At 70.4% G+C, this 11,825-nt stretch carries 10 protein-coding genes; 6 read left to right on the forward strand and 4 right to left on the reverse strand.

Annotated features, from left to right (window positions below; all coding sequences use genetic code 11):
- Positions 1 to 154 precede the first annotated feature (154 nt).
- The 5 genes from ACH34W_RS06115 (at position 155) to ACH34W_RS06135 (ending at position 5,307) form a co-directional block, all read left to right on the forward strand.
- Positions 155 to 760 carry a sulfite oxidase-like oxidoreductase gene (locus ACH34W_RS06115; protein WP_395959711.1) on the forward strand — a complete coding sequence of 202 codons (606 nt, stop codon included), beginning with the start codon at positions 155 to 157 and terminating at the stop codon, positions 758 to 760.
- A 74-nt stretch (positions 761 to 834) separates the two neighbouring features.
- Complete coding sequence (locus tag ACH34W_RS06120) at positions 835 to 2,175, forward strand: sensor histidine kinase (RefSeq protein WP_395959712.1); 1,341 nt, start codon at positions 835 to 837, stop codon at positions 2,173 to 2,175.
- Positions 2,176 to 2,268: 93 nt separating this feature from the next.
- Positions 2,269 to 3,210: a LytR/AlgR family response regulator transcription factor gene (locus ACH34W_RS06125; RefSeq protein ID WP_395959713.1), complete on the forward strand. Its 942-nt coding sequence runs from the start codon at positions 2,269 to 2,271 to the stop codon at positions 3,208 to 3,210.
- On the forward strand, positions 3,203 to 3,592 hold the full coding sequence (locus ACH34W_RS06130) for a hypothetical protein (RefSeq protein ID WP_395959714.1): 390 nt from the start codon (positions 3,203 to 3,205) through the stop codon (positions 3,590 to 3,592). The genes ACH34W_RS06125 and ACH34W_RS06130 overlap by 8 nt, the downstream gene beginning before the upstream one ends.
- Positions 3,589 to 5,307, forward strand: a complete 1,719-nt coding sequence (locus ACH34W_RS06135) for a cation acetate symporter (protein ID WP_395959715.1) — start codon at positions 3,589 to 3,591, stop codon at positions 5,305 to 5,307. Before ACH34W_RS06130 ends, ACH34W_RS06135 begins: the two co-directional genes overlap by 4 nt.
- Before the next feature lie 559 nt (positions 5,308 to 5,866).
- Here the strand turns inward: ACH34W_RS06135 and ACH34W_RS06140 are convergent.
- A complete protein-coding gene (locus ACH34W_RS06140; protein ID WP_395959716.1) occupies positions 5,867 to 6,718 on the reverse strand; it encodes a deoxyribonuclease IV in 852 nt (283 codons plus the stop codon).
- 31 nt (positions 6,719 to 6,749) lie between these two features.
- Positions 6,750 to 8,699 (reverse strand): Stk1 family PASTA domain-containing Ser/Thr kinase, encoded by a 1,950-nt coding sequence (gene pknB / locus ACH34W_RS06145; protein ID WP_395959717.1) that lies wholly within the window; start codon positions 8,697 to 8,699, stop codon positions 6,750 to 6,752.
- Between the two features lie 108 nt (positions 8,700 to 8,807).
- Between pknB and ACH34W_RS06150 the strand changes: the two genes are divergently transcribed.
- On the forward strand, positions 8,808 to 9,902 hold the full coding sequence (locus ACH34W_RS06150; protein ID WP_395959718.1) for a serpin family protein: 1,095 nt from the start codon (positions 8,808 to 8,810) through the stop codon (positions 9,900 to 9,902).
- Here the strand turns inward: ACH34W_RS06150 and ACH34W_RS06155 are convergent.
- A complete protein-coding gene (locus tag ACH34W_RS06155) occupies positions 9,872 to 10,891 on the reverse strand; it encodes an EamA family transporter (RefSeq protein WP_395959719.1) in 1,020 nt (339 codons plus the stop codon). The genes ACH34W_RS06150 and ACH34W_RS06155 overlap by 31 nt on opposite strands.
- 138 nt (positions 10,892 to 11,029) lie before the next feature.
- A complete protein-coding gene (locus ACH34W_RS06160; RefSeq protein WP_395959720.1) occupies positions 11,030 to 11,824 on the reverse strand; it encodes a thiazole synthase in 795 nt (264 codons plus the stop codon).
- Position 11,825: the final 1 nt, after the last annotated feature.

Below are 11,825 nucleotides of genomic sequence, written 5' to 3' on the forward strand. Positions count from 1 at the left end.
GCAGCGTCTGGCAGACCAGCCTCCCGGGCTGGTCGTACCAAAAGAAATAGATCACGTTGCGCATGCCCGACAGCGTAGCCCATGGGGGTGGGTGAACCGGCGAGGAGGGGGCGAATATGGCTCACCTCACCCCGGATGGCAGTATGGCCGCGTCATGTCGCCACCCGAAAAGCCACTGCCGCCCGGGCAGTACATCCCCCGGGGCTGGCCGGTCCTGCACTACGGTCCGGTGCCCAAGTTCCGTCCCGAAGACTGGGACTTCCGGGTCTTCGGCGCGACCGAGTCCGGCGAGCAGCACCGCTGGACATGGGACGAGTTCGACGCGCTGCCGCGGACCAAGGCGGTCTCCGACTTCCATTGCGTCACCAAGTTCACGATCCCGGACAACGAGTGGGAGGGCATCTCCGGCTCGGCGATCGTCGAGCTCGCGCCGCCCGCCCCGGACGTCACGCATGTGATGGTGTGGGCCGAGTACGGCTACAGCGCCAACATCAGGATGAGTGACTTCCTGGCCGACGGCACGCTCTTCGCCACCCACCGGAACGGTGAGCGGATCAGCCCCGACCACGGGTTCCCCATCCGGATCGTCGTGCCGCACCTGTACGCGTGGAAGAGCGTCAAGTGGGTCCGAGGGGTCGAGTACCTGGTCAAGGACCGGCGCGGGTTCTGGGAGGAACGCGGCTACCACAACGTGGCCGACCCCTGGAGCGAGCAGCGCTACTCCTACCAGGAGGACGAGGGCGAGACCCCGCCGCTCTGACCGTCGGCCGGCCCTGACCGCCGATGTACGGGACTCGCCACGCGGGGGCCTGCAGAGCGTTACCTTGGGTCGTCGTGATCTCACCCTCTGTGCTGGACGTGGCGGCGTGCATCGTCGTCACCGGGACGGCGCTGTTCGTGAGCGCCGTCCGCCGCTGGCTGCGGGCCCGGCGGCGTGGATTCGGCACCCTCGCTGACGAGGCGACGTTCGCGACCCTTCACACCATCTCCCGTGCCTCACCCTCGCTGCGAGCCGGGCTGAACCGGGAGTCTGCGCGCAAGGCCGCCAAGCACCTGCGCATCCTGCTGGGGGCCGAGGCGGTCGCGCTCGTCGCCGTCCAGCCGCCCGACGCCGACGCCGACGCCGAGGCCGACATTGACGACTGCGACGGCCACGCCACGGACACGGCTACGGCTGCGGACACAGATGAAGACACAGACGGCGAGCGTGGGCGGCTGCTGGTCTGGGAAGGTCCCGGCGGTGATGTGCACGCCTGCCAGGCATTGCTGCACGCCCAGCCGGTGCTCGCCTCGGGACGGCCGCGCGTGGTGGCCCCTGAGCTCAACGGCTGTGACGACCCGCTGTGCCGGATCCGGGTGGCGATGATCGCCCCGCTGTCGGTCGAGGGGCGCGTCGAGGGTGCGATCGCCGCGTACGGCCCGAGTGCCTCCGCCGCCCGCGTCCGTGCGGTGGGAGAAGTGGCGCGTTGGGTCTCGAGTCAGCTGGAGCTGGCGGAGCTCGACTCGTCCAGGGCCCGTCTCGCCGAGGCGGAGATGCGGGCGCTCCGTGCGCAGATCTCCCCGCACTTCGTTTACAACTCCCTCACCACGATCGCCTCGTTCGTCCGGACCGATCCTGAACGGGCCAGAGAGCTGCTGCTCGACTTCGCCGACTTCGCTCGCTACTCGTTCCGCAATCCGCGCGACTTCACCACGCTCGCTGACGAGCTGCGTTCGATCGACCGCTACCTGCTGCTGGAACGGGCGCGGTTCGGCGACCGGCTGCAGTTCAGCGTGGAGGTCGCGCCCGAGGTGCTGCCTGTGGCGATGCCGTTCCTGTCACTGCAGCCGCTGGTGGAGAACGCCATCCGGCACGGCATGGAGGGCAGCCGCGAGTCGTTCCACATCCGGATCGTGGCGCGCGACGCGGGCGCCGAGGCGGCCATCAGCGTCGAGGACGACGGCGTCGGCATGGACCCCGACCGGCTGCGGGAGGTCCTCTCCGCGGGCGCCGGCCCGGCGGGACGGGAACGTCGGTCGGGCGCGGGCGCCGGAATCGGCCTGGCGAACGTGGACGAGCGCATGCGGCAGGTCTACGGCGACGAGTACGGGATGACGGTGGAGACGGCGCTCGGCGCCGGGGCCAAGGTCAACCTTCGGGTGCCGAAGTACCGTCCGGGCGTCTTTCCGGACTGATCCCCGGCACGGCCTCGGCCAATTTGAGAAAGACATTGACCTCGCATAGCGAAATCGATTGCGGACGCAGAGTAATCACGGCAAGGTCCTCTTATGCTGCGTGTCCTGACCGTTGACGACGAGGTTCCCGCACTGGAGGAGCTGCTCTACCTGCTGCGCGAGGATCCGCGCATCGAGCAGGTCACCGGCGCCGGCGACGCGGCGGCGGCGCTGCGCGACCTCAGCCGGATGCTCGTCGCCGGTGAACGCCTCGACGCGGTCTTTCTCGACATCCGCATGCCGGGTCTGGACGGCCTGGATTTCACCCGGCTGCTGACGGGGTTCGCGTCGCCGCCCGAGGTGGTCTTCGTGACCGCGCACGACGATTGCGCGGTCACCGCGTACGAGCTCGGCGCGCTGGACTATCTCCTCAAACCGGTACGGCCGGAGCGGCTCGCCGAGGCGGTCCGCCGCGTCGACGAGGCCGTGCACCGGCAGTCGCGCGAGGACGGGGCGCCGGAGCAGCCCGCCGCGGACGAGATGGTGCCCGTCGAGCTCGGCGGACGCACCCGCCTGGTCTCCCGCCGTTCGGTGACGCACGTCGAGGCGCAGGGCGACTACGTGCGGCTGCACACCGGCGACGGCAGCTACCTGGTGCGCATGCCGCTGGCCTCGCTGGCCCGGCGGTGGGAGGCCGCCGGGTTCATCCGCATCCACCGCAGCACGCTCGTCGCGTCCGCCCACATCAGCGAGCTGCGTTTCGACGGCGGGCGGGCGGCCGTGCAGGTCGGCGCGGAACTGCTCCCGGTGAGCCGGCGCCACACCCGCGAGGTGCGCGACCTCCTCGTCCGCCGTTTCCGCCACACCGAGCCCGACGACAACAGCGACGCCCACGACAACAGCGACATCCGCGACACCCGCCACACCCGCGCCGTCCGCGCGGCCCGGGGCGTGCTTGACAGCCGGAGCGCGGAGGAGCGGGGCGCAGAGGAGCGGGGCGCAGAGGAGCGGAGCGCGGAGGGCATGGCGACTCGGGAACGGGCCGAGGATGTCTGACCAGCGGCGGGTCGTGGTGGCGAGCCCGCGCACACACCGGGCGCGCCGGCTCGGAGGCACCGTCAGCGAACGGAGCTGGAGCCTCGCTCACGACCTCGACGAGCAGACCGAGCTCGGCGCCGTGTACGTGCGCACGCTCATCCGAGCCCAGCTGCGCGCCGCGCTGGCCACCCTCACGGTCGTCGCGGTGGTGATCATCGGGTTGCCGCTGCTGCTCGTCCTCCTGCCTGCGCTGAGCCGGTCGCGGGTGTACGGCATCCCGGTCTCGTGGCTGGGTCTCGCGCTGTGCATCCAGCCGATCTGGATCGCCGCCGCCGCCCGGCACCTGCGCCAGGCCGAGCGGATCGAGCGGGACTTCGCCAGGCTGGTGGACCGGTCATGATCGTGATGGCCGTGGCGGCCGCGCTCACCGCGCTGGTCGCCGTCCTGGGCATGGTCGCGGTCCTCGGCTCGTACGGGCGGCGCCGCACCCCCACCACCTCGGACTTCCTCGTCGCCTCCCGCGGCGTCACGCCGACCTGGAACGCGTCGGCGATCAGCAGCGAGTACATCTCGGCTGCGGCCTTCCTGGGAACGGCCGGGATGGTGCTGGCCTACGGCGCCGACGTGCTGTGGCTGCCGATCGGGGCGGCTGCGGGTTACGTGCTGCTGCAGGCGTTCGTGACGGCCCCGCTGCGGCGGTCCGGCGCCTACACGATCTCCGACTTCGCCGAGTGGCGTCTCGGCTCACGGGCCGTACGGCACATCGTCAGCGTGTGCGTGTGCTTCATCGGCTGGTTCTACCTGCTCCCGCAGTTCCAGGGAGCGGGCGTCACGCTGCGCGTGCTGACCGGGGCGCCGGTCTGGGTCGGCTGGGCCGTCGTGGTGGCGGTGGTCCTGGCCATCGTCCTGTCAGGCGGGATGCGCAGCATCACCGTCGTGCAGGGTGTTCAGTACTGGGTGAAGCTGGTCGCGGTGGCGGTACCCGCAGTGGCGCTCCTGTCGCTCTGGCACCTGGACGGCGGTGACGACCCGACCGCGGATCGGCTGCCCGCGTTCGACCGTGCCACGACCGTGCGGGTACAGGCCGAGGTGGCCGTTCGCGTGGTCACGAGCGACACCGTCGTGACCGTACGCGGTGAGCTGGACGGGACGCACTACGACGGGGCCGAAGTCCCGCTCCCCGCCGGACGGCACATCTTGGGGGAGGGGAGCACGGTTGTCTTCCGGGCGGGAGCACCCGTTCCGCATGCCGAACGCCTGCCCCTGCAGGACGGGCACACCTGGGCGATGCCGTTCGGGCGCAGCGAGGGCCATCCGCTGTTCGCGACCTACTCGGCGCTCCTCGGTGTGCTGCTGGGCACGATGGGCCTGCCGCACATCCTGATGCGCTTCTACACCGACCGCTGCGGCCGTGCCGCCCGCCGCACCGCCGCGGTCGTCCCCGTGCTCCTGTCGCTCTTCTATGTCTTCCCGGCGCTGTACGGCGCGCTGGGGCGCCTCTACACCCCGGAACTCCTCATGACCGGGGACACCGACGCGACGATCCTGATGTTGCCGCAAAGGCTCGCACCGGGCGCCGTGGGGGCCTTGCTCACCGCCCTCGTGGCGGCAGGGGCGTTCGCCGCGTTCATCTCGACGTCCTGCGGGATCGTGGTGGCGATCGCGGGCACGTTCTCGCAATGCCTGTGGCGCGGCGGCGTCTCCGCGTTCCGGGTGGGCGCGCTCCTCGCCCTGGCGGTACCGCTCACCCTCGTGACCCGGATCGGGCCGCTCGGCGCGGCAAGCCTGGTGACGCTCGCGCTGACCGTCTCCGCGTGTTCCCTGTGCCCGTTGCTGGTGCTCGGCATCTGGTGGCGCCGCCTGACGCCGGTCGGCGCGGGCGCCGGCCTGGTGGTCGGCGGCGGGCTCGCCGTGGCGGCGGGCGTCGCCTGGATCCTCGGCGGCCCGTGGTCCGGCTGGACGGCCGCGGTGCTCGCCCAGCCGGCGATGGCGATCGTGCCGATCGGCGTCGCGGTGACGATCACCGTGTCGCTGCTCACACCGCGTCACATCCCGCGCCGCGCCGACCGCGCGATCGCGCGCCTGCACCTTCCCGAAGAGATTTTCATCCGCTGAAGTGCACCGTTCCGCGTCCGTGAACGGGCAGGTGCTCCCCGTGGATCGTTCCCAACACGCGAACGGAACCGTTGGACGCTCTCAACCGACCGCTCATCGCGCGACTACTCTACGTACAACGATGACTACCCACCGCTCATCGAGGGTGCGCCCGTCCAGCCCACGATCGGCAGCACGACCCCTCTAGTGTTCTCAGTACCGCAACGGGGAAGCGGGCGGGACCGGAGACGGCCCGCGAGACCCCGGCCAGAACGACACTGGAGATCCGGCGAACGCACGTCGAACGCCGGATCAGGAGCTGTCGGATCCCGTACCGGGGGGGTGGGATCCGATGGCGGTCGGCTCGGGCGCTGCTGAACAGTCGGGGGGTTGTTCAGCAGCGCCCGAGCTGCATTTATTGCTTTTACGGCCTCGGGTGCTCGCCTGGCGGCTCGCACCCGAACCGCAAAAGCGGCGAGCGCGACATCGCTTCGCGATCTCTCGTGAAGCTTCGCCTTCGGCTCGCTTCACGACCCGTTAGCGCGCTCGCGTGCAGGTCGGGGTTGTTGCGCTGAGACGGTTACGCGTCGTCGCGGAGGCGTTTCAGGGTTTCCACATCTTTGCGGTGGGGCTCGGCGGCGCGGCCCGGGGTCTCGATGATGAAGGGGACGCCCGCGACCTCCGGGTGGCGGAAGAGATCGGCGAACGCCTGCTCGCCGATCTGGCCGGCGCCGATGTTCTCGTGCCTGTCCTTGAACGAGCCGCACGGGTCCTTGGAGTCGTTGGCGTGGACGAGCTTGAGGCGGCCCGTGCCGACCGTCTCCACGAGCAGGCCGAGGGTCTTCTGGACGCCGTCGGGGGCGGCCAGGTCATGCCCGGCGCAGTAGGCGTGGCATGTGTCGAGGCAGACGCCGAGCTTGGGGTGACCGTCCAGCTGTTCGAAGAACGGCCCCAGCTGGTCGACGGTCGCGCAGAGCATCGCGCCCTGGCCCGCCATCGGTTCCAGGAGGAGATCGGGGCCGTCGTCCGGCAGCTCGTCGAGCAGGGGCAGCACGTGCTCGCGCACCTGCCGCATCGCGTCGTCGAACGGCTGGGTGACGGCCGAGCCCGTGTGCACCACGACGCCGAGTGCGCCGATGGCGGCGCCGCGCTGGAGGGAGTGCCGGACCGACGCGATCGACTTTTCGAGCGTTTCCGGGTTGGGGGAGCCGAAGTTGACCAGGTAGGGGGCGTGCACGTAGGTGGGGACGCCGCTCTCGAGCATCTTGGCGTCCTCATCGGGCTTGCCTGCCGCCTGCGCCCAGCCGCGCGGGTTGGACACGAACACCTGGACGGCCTCGGCGCCGATCTCGGCGGCGTATTTCAGTCCCTTGGTGGCCATCCCGCCGGCGACGGGGATATGCCCTCCCACAGGGCTCTTCGTAGAGGTCATAGGCCTCCCAGCCTAGTGGCGGGAGGGCTGGTCAGGGGCCGCGGACGAGGGTGACGGTCGAGTTGCGGGGGGCCTCGCCGCCGTTGGGCGTCTGGATCCTGACGATGTTGCCCGTGATCCCGACGACGTTGACCCGGAAGCCCGAGTTCTCCAGGGCCTGGCGGGCATCGTCGACCGTGCGGCCCGTCACGTTCGGGACGGGGATCCTCTCCCCGTCGCCCCCGTCGCCGTCCCGGCAGAAGAAGTCGCCGAAGAGGCAGTCCTTCTTGTTGACGACGATCGTCACCGAGTCGCCTCTGGAGACGCCGGTGCCGGGATCCGGTTTCTGGCTGAGGACCGTGTTGGGCGGCTTGTCGCCGTCCTCCTGCTTGTCGACGTTGACGTCCAGGCCCATCGAGCGCAGCTGGTTCTCGGCTTCTTCGGCGTTGCGCCCGACCAGCGGCGGCATGGACATGCCGGTGCTCACCACGATGTTGACCGGCTGGTCGGGGGACTGCCGTTCGCCCGCCGCCGGGTCGGTGCGGACGACGTCGTCCTTTTCGACGGAGGTGCTCGACTCCTTCAAGACGTCGCCGGGAGTGAAGCCCTTGTCCTGAAGGATGTCCCGGGCCTCGTTGAGGGATTTGCCCTCCACGTCCGGAACTTCCTTGGGGGTGCGGCCCCTGGACGGGGTGAGCGTGACCAGCGAGCCGCTGGAGACGCGCGCGCCGGCCGGCGGATCGGACTTGACGACCTGGCCCTTCTTGACCCGGTCGGAGTAGACCGCCGAGGCGATCTGCACCTGCAGCCCGTCGTCCTGGAGCTGCTGCTTGGCGGCGTTCAGCTCCATCCCGACGATCTTGTCGGGGACGTGGTCGTACTGGCCGGAGACCTGGTACCAGACGGCCCAGCCGAGGATCACGGCCGCGACAGCGCCGATCGCGATGAGCACGTACTTGCCGGTGATGGCGCCGATCGCACGGTCGCCGGCGGTGCGCTGGGGCGGATAGGCCTCGTAGCCGGGGGACGCCGTGTAGCCGGGGGGCACGGTCGGCTCGGCGCCGTAGACGGCGGTGTGCCCGGAGACCGCCGGCCCCGCCTCGAACACGGCCGTCTGGGAGTGGGAGGCCGCCGCGACGCGCTCGTCGAAGTCACGCCGCAGCCCGCCGTGGACCTCGGCTGTGGCGGCCAGGAACTGGTTGGCGTCCTGGGGGCGCCGGGCGGGATCGTGCGAGGTGGACCGGGTGACCAGCAGGTCGATCTCCGGCGTCAGCCCAGGCACGACCGTGGACGGCGCGGGCACGCTCTCGTTCACGTGCTTGTAGGCCACCGCGAGGGGCGAGTCGCCCTGGTGCGGCAGGAAGCCGGTGATCAGCTCGAACAGCAGCACACCGGCCGCGTACACGTCCGAACGCACGTCGGCGCTGCCCTTGAGCACCTGCTCGGGCGACAAGTAGCCGACCGTTCCGATGATGAGGCCGGTCTGGGTCATCTTGCTGGCGGACTCGGCCCGCGCCAGCCCGAAGTCGGCGACCTTGATCTGGCCGTCGTCGGTGATCAGCACGTTCTCGGGCTTGACGTCGCGGTGCACCAGCCCGCTGCGGTGCGCGGCGCCCAGCGCGGCCAGCACGGGCTGCAAGATCTCCAGCGCCTCGCGCGGTCCGAGCCGTCCGCGCTCGTCCAGCAGGTCGCGCAAGGTCCGGCCGGGCACGTACTCCATCACCAGGAACACGTGCTCGCCGTCGGTCCGCTGGTCATAGACCGCGACCACGTTGGGGTGCGACAACGCCGCGGCCGCCTTGGCCTCCCCGATGAAACGCCTGACGAAGTCGTCGTCAGCCGCCAGATGGGAGTGCATCACCTTCAGGGCGATCTCACGGTCGAGCCGGATGTCTCGGGCCACATAGACCGTGGCCATGCCGCCACGGGCGATCCGGGACTCAATGCGGTAGCGCCCGTCGAGCACCTGCCCGACGAGTGGGTCTGCAACCGTCGCGTCCATCAGAGCGAGTTTAAGGGCGGAATCACGGTGTTCTCATCACTCGGGAGTATGAGCATGAATCACGCCAGGGGACTGGATTCCCCTGCGGCCTCGCCTAGGGTCGGCCGTATGGACGTCCCTCACCTTGAATTCACGCTGTCCCTACTCCGTGAGTTGCCGGCCGGACGGAACTTCGCGTGGTCGCCATATTCGGTGGCGGCGGCGCTCGGCATCGCGTCCGCAGGCGCGCGGGGGCGGACGTACGACGAGCTGGCATCGGCCATCGCGCCGAACGGTGACCTGGGCGAGGTCGCGGCGGTGCTGGCGCGCTCTGCCCGGATCGACGGGCCGCCTGGCGGGGACGGGGCGGAGATGGCCGTCGCTAACGACCTGTGGATGCAGGGCGGGCTCGCTTTCAGCGAGGAGTTTCAGAAGACCGTGCTCTCATGGCCGGGCGGCGCGCTGCACACGGCCGACTTCGCGGGTGATCCCGACGGGGCGCGGCAGGAGATCAACCGTGACGTGGAACGGACGACGAGGGGGCTGATCAAGGATCTTCTCGCCGACGGGACGATCCACCGGGATGTGGCGGCCGTCATCGTCAACGCGCTCTATATGAAGGTGGCCTGGCTGAACGTGTTCGAGCGCACGATCACCAAGCCCGCATCGTTCCATGCCCCCTCCGGGACCCGTCAGGTGCCGATGATGCGGCAGTCGGAGCATTTCGGCTACACGGAGGGCCATGGTTGGCGGATGGCGACTCTGCCCACCGAAGGCGACGCCATGGTCGACGTGCTGCTGCCGGACGGCGATCTGGCCGCTGCGGAACGCGCCCTGACCGCGGACGTGCTCGGCTCCTTGTACGCCGATCGCGGGGAAGCCAAGCTCGACCTGGCTTTGCCCAGGTTCCGGATTGAGGGCGCAGCCATCCTCAACGAGCCGCTCCAAGCCCTTGGCGTGAACGAGGCGTTCACACGCGAGGCGGACTTCTCCGCGATCACCGAGGAGATGCGCATCTGGATCGACCAGGTGGTGCACAAGGCCGTCCTGACGGTCGACGAACGGGGTTTCGAGGGCGCCGCCGCGACGGCTGTCGTCATGATGCCGATGTCGCTCGACCTCAGCACGCCGGTGCCGTTCCTGGTAGACCGTCCGTTCCTCGTCATCGTCCGGCACCAGCAGACCGGCGCGGTCTACTTCGTCGCGCGCGTCATCGAGCCCTGAGCGTGCCCCAGTGCGGGCCCGGCGGAAGGCTCAGGCTCCATGGCGGGCTCGTGCTCCGCTGCGGGCTCGGGCTCGACGGCGGGTGAGGGGGCTGCGGTCGGCTTCTTGCCGCCGCGTGAGACGGCGACGCCCGCCAGGCAGAGCAGGCCGCCCAGGAGGGTCAGCCAGCCGGGGACCTCGCCGAGGAACAACCACGACATGAGGACCACCAGGGCGGGGGCGGCGTAGGTCGTGGCACCCATTTTCCCTGCGGAGGTCCGGGCCAGGGCGTAGGCCCAGGTGGTGAACGCCAGGGCGGTCGGGAAAACGCCCAGGTAGATGACGTTCAGGGTGGCGGTCAGCGAGGCGTCGGGCACCTCGGAGATCAACTGGCCGGAGAACGGCAGGCAGGCGATCGTGCCGACGGCGCAGCCGAACGCGGTGACCTGCAGCGCCGAGCCATGCCGGAGGGCGGGCTTCTGGCTGACGACCCCCGCCGCGTACGTCACGGCGGCGAGGAGGCACAGCCCGACGCCGAGGAGCGAGGAGCGCCCGCCGTCGGACATCGAGACGCCCACGACGGCGGCGCCGGCGAACGAGACCGCCATGCCGGCCAGCAACCGCGGCGGGAAGCCCTCCTTGAGCAGCCAGCCGCCCAGGAGCGCGATCAGGATCGGGCCGACGTTGACCAGGAGGGCCGCGGTGCCCGCGTCCACCTGCTGCTCGCCCCAGTTCAGCGCGACCATGTAGAGGCCGAACCAGAGGAGCCCGGAGGCGAGGATCCCGGGCCAGGCGGCGCGCGATGGCCAGCCCTCCCGCCGCACCAGGCAGATGGCGCCCAGCGCGATCGAGCCGGACAGGAGGCGCCCGAGGGCGAGAGCCCCTGGGCTGTAGTCCTGCCCGGCGCTGCGGATGGAGACGAAGGCCGAGGCCCACAGAACCACAGTGACGGTAGCGGCCGCGATGGCCAGGCGTTCCGCACGCGGCGAGGCCGCCTTCAACTGATCCATGCGCTGCACCTTAAGTTGGGGACACTTCCACGAACACCGAAGGGTGCCCGGTGGTTGCGGTGCTGGTGAGATCAGTTTTGTGGGGCGCGACCGTTCAGGTCTAATGATTATTTCTTCAAATTGGCCATTAGCGTTGCTTCACTCTGGACGGCTCATCCCCTCCCAGGGCGACGACGCCTGGGCGTAGCGGCGCTTGGGGATGCGGCCCGCCAGCCGGGCGAGGCGGCCGCCCTCGACGGCGTGCCGCATGGCGGCGGCCATCATGACGGGAGACTTGGCCCGGGTGACGGCGGTGGCGAGGAGGACGGCGTCGCAGCCGAGCTCCATCGCCAGGGCGGCGTCGCTGGCGGTGCCGAGCCCGGCGTCCAGAATGATCGGCACGTTCGCCCGTTCCACGATCAGCTCGATGTTGTGCGGGTTGCGGATGCCGAGGCCGGACCCGATCGGCGAGCCCAGCGGCATGACCGCGGCGCAGCCCAGCTGCTCCAGCCGGCGGGCGAGCACCGGGTCGTCGTTGGTGTAGGCCATGACCACGAAGCCGTCGTCGACCAGCTGCTCGGCGGCCTCGACCAGCTCGATCGGGTCGGGGAGGAGGGTGTGCTCGTCCGCGATGACCTCCAGCTTGACCAGATCGGTCTCCAGCGCCTCGCGGGCCAGCTTGGCGGTGAGCACGGCCTCGCCCGCCGTGAAGCATCCGGCGGTGTTGGGCAGCACCGTGATGCCGCACTCGCGCAGCACGTCCAGCACCGACCCGCGCGCCGCCGGGTCGACCCGGCGCATCGCGACCGTGGTGAGCTCCGTGCCGGACGCCGTGAGCGCCTCCCGGAGCACGTGCATGCTCGGCGCCCCGCCGGTCCCCATGATCAGGCGGGAGCCGAACTCCGCGCCCCCGATGACCAACCGGTCGCTCTCGTTCACTGCGGTTCCGCTCATG

The organism is Actinomadura sp. 6N118, from assembly GCF_044326415.1.
Taxonomy (GTDB): domain Bacteria; phylum Actinomycetota; class Actinomycetes; order Streptosporangiales; family Streptosporangiaceae; genus Spirillospora.